Annotated in this window: 15 protein-coding genes, 1 pseudogene and 1 riboswitch; of the genes and pseudogenes, 6 read left to right on the forward strand and 10 right to left on the reverse strand. The window is 72.4% G+C overall.

What is annotated here, in order from left to right; genetic code table 11:
• The first annotated feature begins 225 nt into the window (after nt 1–225).
• Nucleotides 226–1,161 (forward strand): GNAT family N-acetyltransferase, encoded by a 936-nt coding sequence (locus GA0070624_RS01820; RefSeq protein ID WP_091336058.1) that lies wholly within the window; start codon nt 226–228, stop codon nt 1,159–1,161.
• 135 nt (nt 1,162–1,296) lie between these two features.
• Nucleotides 1,297–1,497 (forward strand): hypothetical protein, encoded by a 201-nt coding sequence (locus GA0070624_RS01825; protein ID WP_176731968.1) that lies wholly within the window; start codon nt 1,297–1,299, stop codon nt 1,495–1,497.
• A 61-nt stretch (nt 1,498–1,558) separates the two neighbouring features.
• On the opposite strand, the gene groL is transcribed toward GA0070624_RS01825, so the two are convergent.
• The 4 genes from groL to GA0070624_RS01845 all read right to left on the reverse strand — a co-directional run bounded on the left by groL (nt 1,559) and on the right by GA0070624_RS01845 (nt 5,713).
• Complete coding sequence (groL, locus tag GA0070624_RS01830) at nt 1,559–3,181, reverse strand: chaperonin GroEL (protein ID WP_091336062.1); 1,623 nt, start codon at nt 3,179–3,181, stop codon at nt 1,559–1,561.
• 271 nt (nt 3,182–3,452) lie between these two features.
• A complete protein-coding gene (locus GA0070624_RS01835; protein WP_245718622.1) occupies nt 3,453–4,364 on the reverse strand; it encodes a hypothetical protein in 912 nt (303 codons plus the stop codon).
• Between the two features lie 378 nt (nt 4,365–4,742).
• Nucleotides 4,743–4,946 (reverse strand): cold-shock protein, encoded by a 204-nt coding sequence (locus GA0070624_RS01840; RefSeq protein ID WP_013288855.1) that lies wholly within the window; start codon nt 4,944–4,946, stop codon nt 4,743–4,745.
• A 476-nt stretch (nt 4,947–5,422) separates the two neighbouring features.
• Nucleotides 5,423–5,713, reverse strand: a complete 291-nt coding sequence (locus GA0070624_RS01845; protein WP_218105095.1) for a hypothetical protein — start codon at nt 5,711–5,713, stop codon at nt 5,423–5,425.
• A 180-nt stretch (nt 5,714–5,893) separates the two neighbouring features.
• On the opposite strand from GA0070624_RS01845, the gene GA0070624_RS01850 reads away from it, so the two are divergent.
• Nucleotides 5,894–6,421 (forward strand): GNAT family N-acetyltransferase, encoded by a 528-nt coding sequence (locus GA0070624_RS01850; protein WP_091336067.1) that lies wholly within the window; start codon nt 5,894–5,896, stop codon nt 6,419–6,421.
• Nucleotides 6,422–6,468: 47 nt separating this feature from the next.
• On the opposite strand, the gene paaN is transcribed toward GA0070624_RS01850, so the two are convergent.
• From paaN to GA0070624_RS01870, 4 genes are all read right to left on the reverse strand, one after another.
• On the reverse strand, nt 6,469–8,142 hold the full coding sequence (gene paaN / locus GA0070624_RS01855; RefSeq protein ID WP_176731555.1) for a phenylacetic acid degradation protein PaaN: 1,674 nt from the start codon (nt 8,140–8,142) through the stop codon (nt 6,469–6,471).
• Between the two features lie 52 nt (nt 8,143–8,194).
• Nucleotides 8,195–9,214, reverse strand: coding sequence for a GNAT family N-acetyltransferase (locus tag GA0070624_RS01860; RefSeq protein WP_091336071.1), 1,020 nt, complete (start codon nt 9,212–9,214; stop codon nt 8,195–8,197).
• Nucleotides 9,215–9,483: 269 nt separating this feature from the next.
• Nucleotides 9,484–10,773 (reverse strand): threonine synthase, encoded by a 1,290-nt coding sequence (thrC, locus tag GA0070624_RS01865; RefSeq protein WP_091336073.1) that lies wholly within the window; start codon nt 10,771–10,773, stop codon nt 9,484–9,486.
• Between the two features lie 11 nt (nt 10,774–10,784).
• A riboswitch (SAM riboswitch) is annotated at nt 10,785–10,918 on the reverse strand.
• A gap of 20 nt (nt 10,919–10,938) precedes the next feature.
• Nucleotides 10,939–11,400, reverse strand: a complete 462-nt coding sequence (locus GA0070624_RS01870) for an EamA family transporter (RefSeq protein ID WP_176731556.1) — start codon at nt 11,398–11,400, stop codon at nt 10,939–10,941.
• A 119-nt stretch (nt 11,401–11,519) separates the two neighbouring features.
• Here GA0070624_RS01870 and GA0070624_RS01875 point away from each other — a divergent pair, with 119 nt between their 5' ends.
• A complete protein-coding gene (locus GA0070624_RS01875; RefSeq protein ID WP_091336078.1) occupies nt 11,520–12,563 on the forward strand; it encodes an acyltransferase family protein in 1,044 nt (347 codons plus the stop codon).
• Nucleotides 12,564–12,693: 130 nt separating this feature from the next.
• On the opposite strand, the gene GA0070624_RS01880 is transcribed toward GA0070624_RS01875, so the two are convergent.
• On the reverse strand, nt 12,694–13,590 hold the full coding sequence (locus GA0070624_RS01880) for an ABC transporter permease (protein WP_091336080.1): 897 nt from the start codon (nt 13,588–13,590) through the stop codon (nt 12,694–12,696).
• Nucleotides 13,590–16,454, reverse strand: a complete 2,865-nt coding sequence (locus GA0070624_RS01885) for an alpha/beta fold hydrolase (RefSeq protein WP_091336082.1) — start codon at nt 16,452–16,454, stop codon at nt 13,590–13,592. The genes GA0070624_RS01880 and GA0070624_RS01885 overlap by 1 nt, the downstream gene beginning before the upstream one ends.
• Nucleotides 16,455–16,777: 323 nt before the next feature.
• On the opposite strand from GA0070624_RS01885, the gene GA0070624_RS01890 reads away from it, so the two are divergent.
• Together GA0070624_RS01890 and GA0070624_RS36720 are read left to right on the forward strand one after the other, a co-directional pair.
• The gene (locus GA0070624_RS01890; protein ID WP_091336084.1) at nt 16,778–17,230 is read left to right on the forward strand and encodes a roadblock/LC7 domain-containing protein; all 453 of its coding nucleotides are present in this window, start codon (nt 16,778–16,780) and stop codon (nt 17,228–17,230) included.
• A 34-nt stretch (nt 17,231–17,264) separates the two neighbouring features.
• A pseudogene (locus GA0070624_RS36720) lies at nt 17,265–17,859 on the forward strand (AAA family ATPase); the annotation flags it as partial.
• Between the last annotated feature and the right edge of the window lie 93 nt (nt 17,860–17,952).

Genomic DNA, 17,952 nt, shown 5'->3' on the forward strand with positions numbered 1-17,952 from the left:
AAGTGCTCACCCGCCGGCGGCTACCTACCCACCAGGAGTTTGCCGGATGGCTCACTCCCAGAACTCATTAGGAGGGGCCCCCTGTTAACGCCTCGGGCATAGCAGGGGCCCCTTCTTAACAGCCGGCACGGCGCGGGAGCCCGTGGGCCGGGGCGGGCACGGCGAGGGCCGGTGGGCCGGTCGGGCGGTGTCGCCGGGCAGGCGGATGGCCTAGGGTCGGCCACCATGGACGCGGAGATCATCGAGCCGAGCCATGACCGGCTGCCCGAGGTCGTCGACCTCTGCCGGCGAGCGCTCGACCTGCCCGAGGACGCGGCCGAGGCACCGGCCATCCTCGACGCTCTGGTCACCCGGGCGGCGACGGACCGGCCGGTGGCCCTGATCGGCGCGGTCCGCGGACCGGAACTGGTCGGGGTGCTGGTCGGGTCGATCTCGCCGCAGGATCCGCGCCTCGGGCACGTCGACCTGGTGGCGGTGACGCCGGAGGAGCGCCGCCGAGGGGTCGGGCGGGCGCTGCTGGGCGAGGCCGAGCGGCGGCTCGCCGGGCTCGGCGCGACCGAGCTGCTGCTCGCCGGCAACCCGCCGTACTACGCCTGGCCGGGCATCGACGTGCGCTACACCCCGGCGGTCTGCGCCGCGCTGCGGCTGGGCTACCGGCAGGACCGTACCGCGTGGAACATGACCGCGGACCTGTCGGACGGCTCGCCGGCGCTGCGGTCCACGGAGGCCGCCGAGCGCCGGCTCGCCGACCGGGGCGTGACGGTACGGCGGGCCGAGCCGGCGGACCTGCCCGCCCTGGCCGGATTCGCCCGCGCCACCTTCGGCGGCGCCTGGGACGCCGAGCTGGCCGGCTCGGTGGGCCGGCCCGGGGCGGGGGCACACCTCGCGGAGCGGGACGGCGAAATTCTCGGCTTCGCCGCGTACGGCTCGTCGCGGCCGAGTTGGTTCGGGCCGATGGGCACCGCCCCGGCGGCCGAGGGCTCGGGCATCGGCGGCGTGCTGCTCCGCCGGTGCCTGCGGGACCAGGCCGCGGCGGGGATCGATGCCGCGCAGATCGGCTGGGTGGGGCCGGTGCCGTTCTATTCGGGCAGCGCGGGCGCACGGATCGAACGGGTTTTCTTCCTGTACCGGAAGGCGATCGGCAACGGAGCCGCAAAATAACGAAAAGGGCGAAAGGGATATAGACGCCAATAACGTCATTCGCCCACATCGGTCATCGACGCCCCTTACCGTTTCAGCATAGAGGAGGCAGCCATGACCACGGATGACGAACGGACCGAAGACCAACCGGTCAGCATGGCCCCGGTCGATGAACTCCCCGGGCAACTGCCGTTCGACCGACTCGACTACGGCGACGCCGAGCAACTGGCGGAGATGACCAGCGTCGACGAACAGGCCGCCGAGGAACCGCTGGAACTGGTGGACGAGCCGATCCGGATCCGACCGCCGTACGACCGGGCGCAGAAACGGCGCAACCAGCGGCCACTGCCGACATAGGAAAACGGAGAGGGGACGGACCGCTGACGCGGCCCGCCCCCTCTCGGCGTTGGAACTGGACTCAGAAGTCCATCTCCCCGCCACCCGGAGCAGCCGCGGCGGCCGGGGTCTTCTCCGGCTTGTCCGCCACGACGGCCTCGGTGGTGAGGAAGAGCGCGGCGATCGACGACGCGTTCTGCAGCGCCGAGCGGGTCACCTTGGCCGGGTCGATGATGCCCGCGGCCATCAGGTCGACGTACTCGCCGTTGGCGGCGTTGAGGCCGTGGCCTGCGTCGAGGTTGCGGACGTGCTCGACGACCACGCCGCCCTCGAGGCCGGCGTTGACGGCGATCTGCCGCAGCGGGGCGTCCAGCGCGATCTTGACGATCTGCGCGCCGGTCGCCTCGTCGCCGGCCAGGTCCAGCTTGTCGAAGGCGGTCTTGCCGGCCTGCACCAGCGCGACGCCACCACCCGGGACGATGCCCTCCTCGACGGCGGCCTTCGCGTTGCGGACGGCGTCCTCGATGCGGTGCTTGCGCTCCTTGAGCTCGACCTCGGTGGCCGCGCCGACCTTGATCACCGCGACGCCACCGGCCAGCTTGGCCAGCCGCTCCTGCAGCTTCTCCCGGTCGTAGTCGGAGTCGCTCTTCTCGATCTCGGCCCGGATCTGGTTGACCCGGCCCTGGATCTGCTCGGCGTCGCCGGCACCGTCGACGATGGTGGTCTCGTCCTTGGTCACCACGACCTTGCGGGCGCGGCCCAGCATGTCGAGGCCGACGGCGTCCAGCTTGAGGCCGACCTCCTCGCTGATGACCTGGCCACCGGTGAGGATGGCGATGTCGGCGAGCATGGCCTTGCGGCGGTCACCGAAGCCCGGCGCCTTGACGGCGACCGACTTGAAGGTGCCGCGGACCTTGTTGACCACCAGGGTGGCCAGGGCCTCGCCCTCGATGTCCTCGGCGATGATCAGCAGCGGCTTGCCCGACTGCATGACCTTCTCGAGGATCGGGAGCAGGTCCTTCACCGACGAGATCTTGCTGTTCACGATCAGGAGGTACGGGTCGTCGAAGACGGCCTCCATACGCTCCGGGTCGGTCATGAAGTACGCGGAGATGTAGCCCTTGTCGAAGCGCATGCCCTCGGTGAGCTCCAGCTCCAGGCCGAAGGTGTTGCTCTCCTCGACGGTGATGACGCCTTCCTTGCCGACCTTGTCCATCGCCTCGGCGATGATCTCGCCGACGCTGGTGTCACCGGCCGAGATGGAGGCGGTGGAGGCGATCTGCTCCTTGGTCTCCACGTCCTTGGCGAGCTTGAGCAGCTCCTCCGAGACGCTGGCCACAGCGGCCTCGATGCCCCGCTTCAGGGCCATCGGGTTGGCACCGGCGGCCACGTTGCGCAGGCCCTCGCGCACCAGGGCCTGGGCCAGGACGGTCGCCGTCGTCGTGCCGTCACCGGCCACGTCGTCGGTCTTCTTCGCGACCTCCTTGACCAGCTCGGCGCCGATCTTCTCGTACGGGTCCTCGAGCTCGATCTCCTTGGCGATGCTCACACCATCGTTGGTGATGGTGGGGGCACCCCACTTCTTCTCGAGCACGACGTTGCGGCCCTTGGGGCCGAGGGTCACCTTCACGGCGTCGGCGAGCTGGTTCATGCCCCGCTCGAGGCCGCGGCGCGCCTCTTCGTCGAACGCGATCATCTTGGCCATACGGCGTTGTCCTCCTGGACACTCACGGGCCACCCGAGTGTGCCCCGGATGGGCCGCCTGGTGTACGCACCTTGGGACGTCGCCACCTGGCGACGGCGACGTCCGTCGGCCGGGCCGGATAGCCCGCGACGACCGGCCATGTGCCACGCCCGCGTCATCGACGCCGGCCTGACCGTGGCCCTACCGCCCCGACCATTGGCACTCACGGTGTGCGAGTGCCAATCACCTGTTTAGCACTCTGCCTTGCCGAGTGCAAGCAGGATCGCCCCGCTCAGCCGAGTTCCGCGGCCAGTCGGGCTGCGTTCACCGGACCCTCGTGGGCGCGCTGCTCCGCGTACGTGGCGAGCAGCCCGACGAGCTGCACCAGGTAGACCGGGACGACCAGCACGGCGGCCACCACGATCACCGCGACCGCGCCCGCCGTCGCGCCGGGTGTGGCCAGCGGATCGGTGCCGAACGGCAGCATGCCCACCGACTCCAGCACGCCGCCGACCACGCTGCCCACGATCAGCACCGCCGCGACCAGCGCCAGCCGGCCCAGCACGGGTCCGAACCGCTCGTGGAACATCCGGAAGGATCGGCCGATCGGGTTCTCCCGCTCGAAGAGGTAGACCGGGCCGGCGAGGGCCGTCGCGAAGGCCAGGTAGATCCCGGGCAGGACGCAGAAGCAGACCCCGACCCCGATGAGCACGGAGCTCAGCAGCGTCCAACCCCACAGCCCGAGAGCCCGGCGCAGCCCGTAACGCAGCGCGCCGCCCAGGTCTGCCGGCTCACCCGCCGCCTGCCGGGTGACCGCCCAGGTGCCCGCCGCCCAACCCAGGCTCTGCAACAGGCCGAGGAGCAGGCTGCCGAGCAGCACCGCGCCGCCGAAGGCGGCGACGTCGGCCAGGTAGCCGTCGGGCAGGGGCGCGGAGCCGTCGCCGGGGAGGGTCTCCAGCTGGGCCGACGGGTTCAGCCCGAGGGAGAGCAGCGACACCGCCGCAGCTGGCGCCGCCTGGGTGAGCAGCATGATCGGGATCAGTAGCCGCCAACTGCGGCGCAGCGCCCCCGTGCAGCGCGAGAACCAGCCGCTCAACCCCGCGTTCGGCGGCGTGACCAGCGGGTCGTTCGGGTCGCAGCCCGCGCCGGCCGGATACCAGCCGTACGGCTGGCCGGGGAGAGCGGGGTACGGGCCGGCGGGCACGGGGACACCGGACGGGGGCCAGACCCAGCCCTGCGGCTGCAGGGCGGCCGGATCCCACGGGAAGGGTGGCCCGGCGGGTTGCCCCGGGCCGAACGGAGCGGCCGGCTGTCCCGGCCCCGCCGGATCCGGTCCGGCCCACTGCCCCGGCACCGTCGGATCAGCGGCCGGAGACGTGGCCGACGTCGGATCGACCGGTCGGCCCGGATCGGGTGGCAGGGGAGAAGCCGGCTCCGTGGGACCCGACGGGGGCTGGTCGGACATGAACCCTCCTCAGCAGCGATGGCTGGAACGGCTCACGATCTTCCACGGTGCGCGCCCGCACCGCAGCCCCGGATCGGGTGGTACAGCCGCCGGGAGGACGGCAAGGAAGAGAGGAAATCAGGCGATGACGCGGACGCGCTCCGCCTGCGGGCCCTTCTGGCCCTGGGCGATCTCGAACTCGACCCGCTGGCCGTCGTCCAGCGCCTTGTAACCGTCCATCTCGATCGCGGAGAAGTGAACGAAGACGTCCTGCCCGCCGTCGACGGCGATGAAGCCGTAGCCCTTCTCGGCGTTGAACCACTTCACGGTGCCCTGTGCCACGGTGCATTCCTCACTCTGCGCGGCGTACCACAACCCGAACGCCGGACGAGCCCGCGCCCGGACCACCGCTTCGGCGATCGGCGACGGCCGCTGAATCGGTGACCGAAATCGCACGCTACACGAGGCGTGACGACGGCGCACGACCACAAATCGGGCACATTCCAGCCAGGCTCCGACCGCACAGGCGAGGGCCGCACAGGGCGGCGGGCGTCGTTCCGGTATGCATGCGAGTTGACATTCTCCCGGCCCTGGACGACCGGGATTCGACGGTCGCCTGTGAGGCTTCCTGCTTCGTCGCCGGCCGCCTCGTCCGGGAGGGTTCCCGTTGAGGTCTTACACCAGCTCCACCGGCCGCCACCGCCAGCCGCCGCTCATGTCGAGGGTTGGTGATCTTTTCCCCGGTCGACAGGGTCAGCAGATGGTCAAGTCCGGCGTCTATCCCGATCGCCGCGCCGATGGCGGGGAGCGGCTGCGTCCTAGCACAGCAGGGATACGAACCAGCGCCCAGCCGCATCCTGAGACACGGTCACCGTCGATGGCTTCGCACCCTCGGGGAGCGGGCGGGACCACACGATCTGCAGCGGCTCCGCCATCTTCGCCAGCGTCAGCTCGCCGTTCCGGAAGCGGAAAGCGCTGGTCGTGTACTCCACCGACCTCCGCGATTTCTTCCGCGACTTGAACCGCGGGAACTGCGCACGTTTGGCGAAGAAGTTGGTGAAGGCCGTCTGAAGGCGCCGCGGGGCCTGCTGAAGCGGAACGGAGGACACCTCGTTGAGGTAGGCCAGGTCCTCGGTCTTCTTCCACGCGGTCGCGAACTATCGCATCGCCCTCTGACAACCTGTGGCTCTCGGGACGCCCGTCCACCTTGGCGGCGGCTATCTCTACCCTGCTCCGCAGGAGTTCGATTCCTCCCCGCCCTGAAGCGAGGTCTCCTCGAAGGAGTTCTGATGACCAGCGCGCCGACCACCCTGGCCCGCACCGCAACCGTCCGCCGGGTAAGCCCCGAGGACGCCGCCCGGATGCGGGCGCTCCGACTGGAGATGCTCGCGGACGCGCCGCTGGCCTTCCTGGAAACCGTCGCGGAGGCCGCCGCCCGCCCGCACGCCGACTACGCGGCCCGGATCGCCGCGGTCTCCACCGGCCCCGGGACGGCCCAGTTCGTCGCCGACCCCGGCGGCCGGTTCGTCGGGCACGCCGGCGGCACGGTGGCCCCGGGCGAGCCGGGGCTCACCGTGATCTACGCCGTCTACCTCACCCCGACCTGGCGGGGCAGCGGGCTCCTCGCCGACCTGGTCGAGGAGGTGGCCGCCTGGTCCCGGGCCTGCGGCCGGCCCGAGCTGATGCTGGAGGTCGTGGTCGGCAACGACCGCGCCTACCGGGCCTACCAGCGCCTCGGCTTCGTGGACACGGGGGTACGCGTCCCGCACCCGAAGATCCCGACGCTGCGCGAACTCCAAATGCGCCGCCCCGCCTGAGCGAGCGGGCCCCTCCCGTCCGGAAAGGCGGCCCGCTCGTCACGCCGTCACGCCGGGCGACGGCTCTGCACGATGCGGAAGCGGTTCGCCACGTACGCGCCATCGGTCAGCGCGGCGTTGGCGGCCGGGTTGGCACCGCTGCCGTGGAAGTCGGAGAAGGCCGCCGACTGGTTGACGAAGACGCCGCCGGTCAGGTTGCAGGACAGGTGCACACCGGCCTCGATCGCCGCCGCCTCGGCCGCGTCCAGCACCGCCTCGTCCGTCGAGTAGACCCCCGCGGTCAGCGCGCCCTTCTCCCCCACCGTCGTACGCAGGATCTCCAGGCTGTGCGCGGTCGAGTTGGTGGCGATGGCGAACGAGATCGGCCCGAACCACTCCCGGGAGTAGGTCGCGGTGTCGGTCGCGTCCAGCTTGACGACGGTCGGGGTACGCACGATCGCCCCCGGGAAGGAGGGGTGCTCCACGGTCCGCGACTCCAGCACCGGCTCGCCGACCTTGGTGACCTCGTCCAGCCGCTCCAGCACGGCATCGTTGACGATCGCGCCGGTCAGCTCGACGCCCCGGGCCGGGTCGGCGGTCAGCTTGCCGACCGCCGTGGCGATCCCGGCGGCCACCTCCTCGAAGCTCTTGTGCCCCTGGTCGGTCTCGATGCCGCCCCGGGGGATCAGCAGGTTCTGCGAGGTGGTGCACATCTGACCGCTGTACAAGGTCAGCGTGAAGCCGAGGTTGCGGCACATCCCGGCGAAGTCGTCGGTGGAGTCGATCACGACCGTGTTCAGGCCGGCCTTCTCCGTGTAGACGGCCGCCTGTCGGGCGTTCGCCTCCAGCCAGTCGCCGTACTCGGTGGAGCCGGTGAAGTCGACGATCTTCACGGCCGGGTGCAGGGCGAGGGTGGAGGCGAGCTTCTCGCCGGGGGCCTCCGGGGCCAGCAGCACCAGGTTCGGGTCGAAACCGGCCTCGGCGAGCACCTCCCGGGCGTACCTCACGGTGATGGCCAGCGGCAGCACCGCGCGCGGGTGCGGCTTGACGATGACCGGGTTGCCGGTGACCAGCGAGGCGAAGAGGCCGGGGTACGAGTTCCAGGTCGGGAAGGTGTTGCAGCCGATGACCAGGGCCACCCCGCGGGGCACCACGTGGAACGTCTTGGTCATCCGCAGCGGGTCGCCCTTGCCGGCGGCCTTCTCCCAGCCGGCCGTCCCCGGGTGCCGGGTCATCTCCGCGTACGCGTAGGCGATCGCCTCCAGCGCGCGGTCCAGCGCGTGCGCGCCGCCGGCCTGGAAGGCCATCACGAAGGCCTGGCCGCTGGTGAACTGCACCGCGTTGGCCAGCTCGAAGATGTGCTTGTGCAGCCGGTCGAGGATCTCCAGGCAGACGCCCACCCGGGCCTGCGGGCCGGCGTCGCGCCAGGCCGGCAGCGCGACCGTCGCGGCGCCCACCAGCTGGTCGGCCGCGGCGTGCGGGTAGCGGACGTTCAGCTCCAGGCCGAACGGGCTCGCCTCGGTGGCGACGGTCTCGCCGTCACCCGGCTGGTCGAGCGGGAAGTCGGCGTTGAGGTACGCCTCGAAGGCGGCCCTGCCGTCGGCGGCGGCGGTCTCGCCGTAGACCCGGGGGCTGGGCGACTCCGGGTAGGCGGACCAGTACCCGCGCTCCGTGATCGCGGTCAGCGCACGGTTGAGGGTGTCGGCGTGCCTGTCGTACAGGGGGTGCGGGCTCTCCGTCATGCCCGCCATCATGCAACAGGAAGCCCCACGATCAGTAGGGCGGTGTCACAACTCAGATCGTCAGCTGCCAGTCCGTCCAGGCGTCCACCGGCCGGAAGCCGAGCTGCTCGTTGATCGCGATCATGTGCTGGTTCTCGGCGGCGTTCCAGGTGTCGATCGCCCGCAGGGCCGGCTCGTGATCGAGCACGTACCGCAGGTTCTCGACCTTGGTGAGCAGACCGAGCCGGTGCCCCCGATGCGCCGGGTCGACGATGGTGATCTGCTGGTAGGCATGCCAGTCGGCGTTCGGCCCGAGGTCGATCAGGGTCCACGCGACCACCCGGTCGGAGGCCTCGTGCACCGCCGCGTGGTGGTACCGGCGGCGGCCCCGGGCGTTCAGCGCCCGTTCCGTGCCCCGCAGCCGCTCCACGTCGACCCGCTCCGGCTCCCACTCCAGGTCCCCGAGGGGCGCGTCGGCCATCAGCCGGCCGTCGAGGTACGCCACGTCGGCGGCGTACTCCTCGGGGGTGTCGCCGCGCCAGCGGACGATCCGGTAACCGGTCGCGTGCGTCCGCGCGTCGGCGGCCAGGGCGTCGAGGGCCGCCTGGTCGAGCCGGCCGGTGTCCAGCCGGCGGCGCACCTCGGCGAGCGCCGGCCGGGCGCCCATCGCGGTGGCGAAGGCGTCGCCCGCCTCGGGCCGGGCCACTCCCCCGGGCAACGCCGAGACGGTCGCCCCGATGACCCGCTTGCGGCCGCGCTCGCGCAGCAGGCGCAGGCCGTACTCGTGCAGCGCCCGTCCGACGCCCCGGCGCCGGTACGCCGGATGCACCACCAGCTCGACGTCGGAGTTGTCGATGTTGTCAAGCTGCGGGAGATCGAGCGCGAGGTAACCGGCCGGCACCCCGTCGAGCCGGGCCAGCGCCCAGAGCCGCGCCGTGCCCGGCATGGGGTGCCGGACGGCGGCGGTGAACCGCTGCCGGCAGAACGGCGGGAAGTCTGGTACGTCGGCCTTCTCGACCGCCGCACCGATCCGGTAGGCCTCGTCGACCGCCGCCGGGTCGGCCGCGTCGAACGGCGCGATCGTGATCCGCATGCCACCGAGGGTGCACCCCGAACAGCGATCGGGGCCAGCGAATTTCCGCTGGCCCCGATCGCGACGTTGGTCGGGAGGGACGATCGCACAACGCCTTCGGCGCTGGGTCGAAAGAACTGAAAGTCTCCGGCGAAACGCCCTCCCGCACGGAGCATCTTGCGCCGTCCGAATCCTGCCCGTCAAGTCCTTAGCGGCGGGTTTTCCGCACTCACAGCGAAAAGCCAGTTACCCGGCGGATCGGCCCGATCCCCCGTCCGGGCGATTCCCGGTCAGCCGAGCAGGCCGGCGTCGCGGGCCGCGCGGAGGGACGGCTTGATCCGGTGGGTGGGGCCGACCTGGGCGGCAACGGCGTCGATGGTCTTGAGGCCCTCGCCGGTGTTGAAGACGACCGTCTCCGCCGTCGGCTCGAGCCGGCCGGATTCGACCAGCTTGCGCAGCACCGCCACGGTGACCCCGCCGGCCGTCTCGGCGAACACCCCGGTGGTCCGGGCGAGCAGCCGGATGCCGGCCCGGATCTCGTCGTCGGCGGCGTACTCCATCCAGCCGCCGGTGCGGCGCACCGCCTCCAGCGCGTACAGGCCGGCGGCCGGGTCGCCGATGTTGAGCGACTTGGCGATGCCGGTCGGCTTGACCGGGGTGATGGTGTCGCTTTCGGAGTGCAGCGCGGTGGCGATCGGGTTGCACCCGGCCGACTGGGCGCCGAAGACCTTCCAGCCGCCGGCCGGCGCCTCGACCAGGCCGATCTCGACCAGCTCGGAGAACGCCCTGTCGATCTTCGTGAGCAACTCTCCGCTGGCCATCGGGATGACCACCTGCGCGGGAATCCGCCAGCCGAGCTGCTCGGCCACCTCGTACCCGAGGGTCTTGGACCCCTCGGCGTAGTACGGCCGGACGTTGACGTTGACGAACGCGGTGTCCTCGAACTCGTCGGTCTCCACCAGCTCGCCGCAGAGCCGGTTCACGTCGTCGTACGAGCCGTCGATGGCGACCAGCTCGCCGCCGTAGACGGCGGTGGTCACCACCTTGCCCTGCTCCAGGTCGCCGGGGATGAAGACCACCGACGGAGCTCCGGCCCGAGCCGCGTGCGCGGCCACCGAGTTGGCCAGGTTGCCGGTGGATGCGCAGGCGAACCGGGTGAAGCCGAGCGCCCGGGCGGCGGTCAGCGCCACCGACACCACCCTGTCCTTGAACGAGTGGGTGGGGTTGGCGCTGTCGTCCTTGACCCAGAGCGGGGCGGTGATGCCCAGCTCAGCGGCGAGGTGCGGGGCGGCGACCAGCGGGGTGAGCCCCGGATTGAGGGTCACCCGGGTCGCCGGGTCCTGGCCGGCGGGGAGCAGCGCGGCGTACCGCCAGAGATTCTTGGGACCGGCCTCGATCTGCTCCCGGGTGACGGCGGCGAGGGCGGCGGTGTCGTAGTCGACCTCGAGCGGGCCGAAGCACTCGTAGCAGGCGTGCTGCGCGGCCAGCGGGTAGCGCGCGGAACAGGCCCGACAGACCAGGGCGCGGGCCGGGCTGAGGGTGGTGTCGATGCCGGACGTGGCGGGAAGCGTCGACGTCATGTCGAGGAGTCCTCTCATCTTTCCCCGCATCGCACCCTGCGGCGGGGACGGAATTGGCACCTGCCCGCTCCTCGCTCGTCGTCGAGCGCGCGGGTGGTTGCCGGGGCGTCGTCGGGCCGTATCCCTCAGCCCCTCTGGATGAGGTATGCAGTTGTGCCGCCGAGTCTATGCACTTCTCCCGCCATCGCCACCGGCGGTTCCCACGGTGTGAGCCGCCGCCCGGCTCAATGCGCCACCACGGCGACCTGGTCGACGATCGCCGCGCGGTCGGTGACGGCGGTGGCCGCGGGGGGCGCGGCGGCGACCGGGGGCGGCGGTGCGGGGGCGGGTGGCCAGGTTGGCGGCGACCAGGGCGGCGATGGTCAGGGCCGCGCCGACCAGCTCCACCGCGCCGGGCCGGTAGCCGCGGGCGGTCTGCACGACGAAGGTGGTCACCGGGACCAGGTTCATGAAGAGCGCGGCGTTCACCGCGCCCAGCCGCTGCACCCCGGTGTTCCAGGCGAGCACCGCGATCACGGCGGCGACGAGCACGGCGTACGCCAGTTGCGGAGCGACCGCGACGAGGTCGGCGGCGGCCGGCGCACTAGCATGAGCCGGCCACGGCGCCTCACCCCGGGCAGTTGCCACCGTGGGCTCCCAGCCGGTGCCACGTCGTCCCGCCCCGACGCGCTGCCCTACTCGCGAAAGCCCCCGCCATGCCCGTCCCAGCTCTGCCCCGCCAAGCCACCCCAGCCGATCGCGCCACCATGTCCCGGCCCTCCCGGGACGCCTATCTCGACAACGCGAAACTCCTGGCTACCGCCCTGGTCGTCCTCGGCCACACCTGGGGCCCACTCGCCGGCGCCCCGGACGAGATGCGCGGCGTGCGGGCTCTCTACCTGCTGGTGTACGCCTTCCACATGCCGCTGTTCGTCATGATCAGCGGCTACCTCTCCCGCTCCTTCGCCGCGGACGCCTCTCATCCCGGCCGGCTGCGCAGGCTCCTCACCAGCACCCTGGTGCCCTATCTGATCTTCGCCACCGCATACCAGCTGTACAACAACTACCGCCTGGACGAGTCCCACCCGATCGACCTGGTCACGCCCTTCTACCTGACCTGGTTCCTGGTCGCCCTGTTCGTCTGGCGGGTCACCGCACCGCTCTGGCTCAACCTGCGCGCACCGGTCGCGGTGGCGACCGTCGTCATGCTCGCCTCGGGCGCCGCCTCGCTCTCCGGGGAACTGGACCTGGCCCGGATCCTCCAGTTCCTCCCGTTCTTCGTGCTCGGCCTCACCGTCCGGCGCGAACACCTCGAATGGATCCGGGACACCCGGTGGCTGCGCCCCGCCGCCGTCCTGGTGTTCGCCGCAGCCCTGATCGCCGTCTACCACTACGCCCCGCAGCTGCCCACTGGTTGGTTCTACCGGCACGACGGGCACGCGCAACTGGACGTCAGCTGGGGGACGTGGGCCATCGGCGCACTCGGCCTGGCCGCGGCCGCGCTGGTGCTCAGTGTCGCCTTTCTCGCCCTGGTGCCGGCGAACCGCAATCTGCTCACCCCGCTCGCCGCCGGCACCCAGTACACCTACCTGCTGCACGGGTTCATCGTTCAGATCGCGCTCGCCTACAAGTTCCAGCACTCGCCGTTCGTCAAATCCTTCGCCGGCGTACTGACCATCAGTGCGCTCGCCGTCCTCGCGACGGGAGTCCTGGCCTCCTCTCCCGTCCGGCGGCTCTTCGGCTGGGCCGTGGAACCGCAGCTGCGGTGGGCGTTCACCGACCGGCGCGCGACGTCGACCCCGGCTCCCTGAGCGGCGGTCGCCACCGACTCGTCGCCCTGACCCACAGCTCGGCGGTTCGACCCAGCCGAGGCGGCAGCCGGCGGCGGCCTGCACGGGGCAGCTCCAAAAGGGAGCGGAGGAGACGACATCGCCTCCGCGGTCAGCTGGTGACGTCCTTGCGGGTGAAGCGCCAGAAGGCCAGCGCCCAGAAGAGCGTCGCGTAGCTGACCGCCGAGATGGCGCCCCGCACCACGTCGTCGGTCTGCATCGGCGTGGAGAGCAACCCGAGCCAGGCGCTGCTGTAGTGGGTCGGCAGGAAGGAGCGCAGCACGCCGAGCGCGGTGATCTGGTCCAGGATGCTGGAGAGGATCCAGAGCAGCACCGCGCCGCCGACCGCGCCGAGCGCGGCGTCCGTGGTCACCGAGAGCAGGAACGCCAGGCCGGCCACCACCAGGAGTACGACCGCCAGATAGCCGAGCACCGCCACCAGCCGCAACAGGCCCTCGGTCGGGGCCAGTTCGGCGGCGACCTGGCTGCGCAGCGGCGACCAGCCGTAGCGAAGGGTCCCGGCGACCAGGGCGGTGCCGGCGAGCAGCAGCAGGGCCAACGCCGAGTACGCGAGCGCGACCAGCAGCTTCACCGTGAGCAGCCGGGCCCGGGGCACCGGGATGGCCAGCAGGTAGCGGAGGCTGCCCCAGCTCGCCTCGCTGGCCACCGTGTCCCCGCAGAACAGCGCCACCACCACGACCAGCAGGAACGACGCCGAGACCAGGATCGTGAACAGGGTGAAGTTCAGCCCGCCGGAGGTGGCCAGGTCGGCCAGGCTGGAGAACTCGCCCCGGCCGCCCCGGTCGTCGTCACCGGAGTCGAACTGGAAGGCGACCAGGATGATCAGCGGCAGCAGCAGCATGAACCCGAGCGCCAACTGGGTACGCCGCCGCGACGCCTGCCGGCGGAACTCCGCCACGAACGGCAGGGTGGCCGACGGCCGGTACCCCGGCGCGGCGCCACCTGGGCCGGTCCGGCCAACCGCGCCGACGGAAGACGACTGAGCCATCACCGGTCCCCGCTTCCCCGAGAGTTCTCGCCGACCAGGGCGAGGAAGGCGTCCTCCAGGCGGCGCCGCGGCACCACCCGGTCCACCCCGATCCCGGCCCGCACCAGCTCGGCCACCACCTCACTGCGGGCAGTGCCGTTGGTGTCCACCACCAGGCCGCCGTCGCCGTCCGGCAGCACCCGGACGCCGTCCAGCCGGTCGAGCACCGTGCGGGCGGCGTCCGGGTCGGTCACCTCGAAGAGCACGCTCGGCGACTCGCCGACGATCTCCTCGACCGGGCCGGAGGCGACAATCCGCCCCTTGTTCACCACCACCGCGTGGGTGCAGGTCTGCTCCACCTCGGCCAGCAGGTGACTGGAGACCAGCACCGCCCGGCCGTCGGTGGCGTACCGCTGCAGCACCCGACGCATCTCGGCGATCTGCGGCGGGTCCAGCCCGTCGGTCGGCTCGTCCAGCACCAGCAGCTCGGGCAGGCCCAGCATGGCCTGCGCGATGGCCAGCCGCTGCCGCATGCCGTGGCTGTAGTTCTTCGTCCGCCGGTGCACCGAGGCGCCCAGGCCGGCGATCTCCAGCGCCTCGTCGAAGTGCGCGTCCGCCCAGGGCCGCCCGGTCGCCCGCCAGTACGCCCTCAGGTTCTCCAGCCCGGACAGGTGCGGCAGGAAGCCCGGCCCTTCCACCAGCGCGCCGATCCGGGAGAGCACCGGCGAGCCGGGCACCAGCCGGTGCCCGAAGACGTAGATCTCTCCCGCCGTCGGCTGGGTCAGCCCCATCAGCACCCGCAGCGTGGTGGTCTTGCCGGCGCCGTTCGGCCCGAGCAGGCCGACCACCTGACCGGGGTGCACCTCGAAGTCCACGTTGGAGACCGCGACGAAGCCGTCCGCGTACTCCTTGCGGAGCTGGCGCACGGCGAGCGGGATGTCGGCGTACCGCGGGTGGATGGAGCTGTCCTGGCGGCGGTGCCGCCGGCGGGCGACCAGGACGACCGCGACGAGCCCGACCGCGATCGCGGCGAGCAGGCCGGCCAGCACCCAGCGCCAGACCGTGGCCGCGGTGGGGATGGGCTCGGCGTCGACGGTCGGCAGGGTCACCGGCCCGCTGCCCGGGGCGACCGTGTAGACGGTGGGCTCGGCCGGGGTGGCGTACGCCTGGTCGGAGGTCGCGACGACGACCCGCAGCCGGTGCCCGGCCTCGATCCGGCGGACGATCGCCGGGAGGGTGACGGCAACCGGCTGGGCCGCGTCGATGGTCTTCGGCAGGCCGGTCAGCCGGACCGGGGCGACCAGCCCGTCGGGCAGGGTGGCGGCGCCGTTCGGGTCGACGTCGTAGAGCTTGACGAAGAGCACGGCCTCGCCGGTCGGCGACGCGGCCCGGATCCGGACCGTCGGCGCGCCGGCCACGTCGACCGCCTCGGTCAGCGGCGCGGACTCGAACCGGGCGTGCTGCCCGGGGATGTCGCCGGCCACCCCGTCGAGCAGCGAGCCGAGCGTCCCGGCGAACGGCACCGAGGAGATGGCCGCCGGGTTGCCGTTGGGCGGGTTGGCGATCGGCTGGGCGGGGCCGGTGACCGGCACCTCGCGGCGCCCGTCCCCGGTCACCCCGGGGTAGTCGGTGGTGCGGTAGCCGGTCGCCACCAGGCCGCGGTCGAGCGCGTCGAAGCCGGCGATCCGGGAGAAGGTGAAGCCCTCGCCCGGGTCGTCGCCCTCGCCCTTGACGTAGTGGTCGAGCCACTGCGCGGTCAGGAACCGCACCCGGTCGGAGTCGCTCTGCGGCCCCTCGCCGCCGTCGTGACCGCCGGTGAACCAGGCCACCCGCACGGGGGTGCCGGCGGCGGCGATGCCGCGGGCGTTGGCGTCCGCCTCGGCGAGCGGGAAGAGGCTGTCCGCCTCGCCCTGCACCAGCAGGGTGGGCGCCGTGATCCGGTCGAGCACGCCGGCCGGGCTGGACCGGCGCAGCAGGGCCACCGCCTCGGCGTCGGCCCGGCCGGTGGTGGCTATCCGCAGGTACGCGGCGCAGACGTCCGCGGCGAACCGGCCGCAGGACGGGTCGGCGGCGCCGCCGGGGGCGCGACCGGAGCCGGGCCCCGAGCCGGGGCGCGGGCTGGGCGGGCCGCCCGCCGCCGGGGCGCCCTCGGGCTGGGCGGCGGCGGTGCCGGAGAGCCCGGCCGGGCCGGAGCCGGCGCTACCGCCGCCACCGAAGAAGATGCCGGCCCAGCCCTTCTTGAACACGCCCTCCGTGGGGGCCTTCCCGGTGCTCTCCGGCAGGAAGGCGCGGGAGAGGTCGTTCCAGGTGATCATCGGGACGATCGCGTCGACCCGCCGGTCCTGGGCGGCGAGCAGCAGGGCCAGCCCGCCGCCGTATGAGCCGCCGACCACGCCGACCCGGGGGTCGCCGGCGGCGTCGGTGCGGATCTCCGGCCGGGCGGCGAGCCGGTCGAGCAGGCCTTGCGCGTCCCGGACCTCGTAGTCCGGGCTGTCCAGGTGGATCTCGCCGCCGCTGCGGCCGAAGCCGCGGGCCGTCCAGGTGAGCACCGCGTACCCGCGGCGGACCAGGTCCTCCGCGTCGGTCCGGACCGACTCCTTGGTGCCGCCGAAGCCGTGCGCCAGCAGCACGGCGGGCACCTTGCGGTCGGCCGAGGCGTCCTCCGGCAGGTAGAGGGTGGTGTCCAGGTCGATCGGCTGGTCGCCGTCCGGTCCGGAGCGGACGCTGACCATCGCCGCCTCGGTCCGGAAGTCGGGCCGCTCCGGCCGGGCCACCCAGACCGCCACGGCCGCCACCAGGACGACCACCACCGACGCGGCGACCACGCGGCGTCGGCGGGTGGCCAGGGCGCGCCGGACCCGCGCGGCCGACAGCGGAGATCTCATGCGGCTCACCGTACGGCGCTGATCCTGAGCGTTGGCTGAGATCCACCTACGCCGGACGTCCCGAGCGTCCAACGGGATGCATTCGGATCACGTGAATTCACACCTTCACTCGCAAACCGCACCCGATCCATGCAGGACGCCCGCCGGACGGAACGCTCCGTGCCGAGAGAATCAACGTGATGTGATATCGGTCGAAGTGACATGAAGCTGACTCAGCGAGGGCACTCATGCCCTGGGTGGGTCGGTTAGTTTCCGGTCCGGTGGACGGGACTGCCTCGACGACCCGGGCACCGGCAGAGTCCCCGCGCCGGAGGAGACAGATCATGCAGGACGACGTCGACCAGCAGAAACGCGCCGGGGGACTCAGCCCGGAGGCCCGCACCTTCAACTGGCTGCTCGACTCGTTCACCTCGAGCACCCCCGGGGTGATGGAGGCGATCGCGGTCTCGCCGGACGGCCTGCTGATGGCCATGTCCGCGAGCAAGGACCGGGCAAACGCGGAGCGGCTCGCCGCCGTCGTCTCTGGAATGACCAGCCTGGCGGGAGGCGCGGCCAACTGGTACGCCCTCGGCGGGTTGAACCGGGTGATCGTGGACATGTCCGAGGGTTATCTGCTGATCAGCGCGATCAGCAGCGGAGGGGTGCTCGGCGTGGTCGCCGACCGGTCGGCCAACCTCGGCACGGTCGCGTACGAGATGACCCTCTTCGCCGGGCGGGCCGGCGGCGCGCTGAGCACTCGCCTCATCGCCGAGCTGACGAACGGCGCGCAGCGGTGACGCAGGAGGTGGCGCCGGCGGCTACTGTCGGGCGGTGGGGGAACCCGACCTGACCCTGACCGCGAGCCTGCGCCCGGCGGCGCTCGACGCGCGACGCGGCGTCGTCCGCCTGCACCCCGAGGTGCTGGCCGCGCTGGCGCTGCGCCCCGGCGACCCGGTCCGACTGGCTGGCCGCCGGGTGACCGCCGGCATCGCGGCCGCGGCCGAGCAGACCGCGAGCACCGGCCTGCTGTACGCCGACGACCTGCTGCTCGGCAACCTGGGTATCCGCGACGGCGGACAGGTGGCGGTGAGCCGGGCGCCGGTTACCGCCGCGCGGCGGGTGACCCTGACCGGCCCGGTCGAGATCATCGCCGCGGTCTCCCCGGAGATGCTGCGCCTCGCGCTGCTCGGCAAGGTGGTCACCGCCGGGGACGACGTCTCGCTGCTGCCGCAGGACGTGCAACCCGACGCCTCGATCCGCACCCTGGTCGATGCGGCCCGGCGCAGCCTGGCCAACACCGTCGGGTACGCCTGGACCAGCACCCTGCTCACCGTGGTCACCGTCGAGCCGGACCCTGGCGCACTGGTCACCATGGACACCGTCGTCGGCTGGGAGCACGGCACGGCCGCCCACGGCTCCGCCCCGGTCGGCCAGGACGCGAGCGGTCGGCTGACCGGTGGCACCGGTCCGACGACCGGGGCCGGCGGCCGGGCCCCGGTGAACCGGCCGGCGGGAGCGG

Origin of the sequence: Micromonospora rhizosphaerae, from assembly GCF_900091465.1 — a bacterium.
Lineage (GTDB): Bacteria > Actinomycetota > Actinomycetes > Mycobacteriales > Micromonosporaceae > Micromonospora > Micromonospora rhizosphaerae.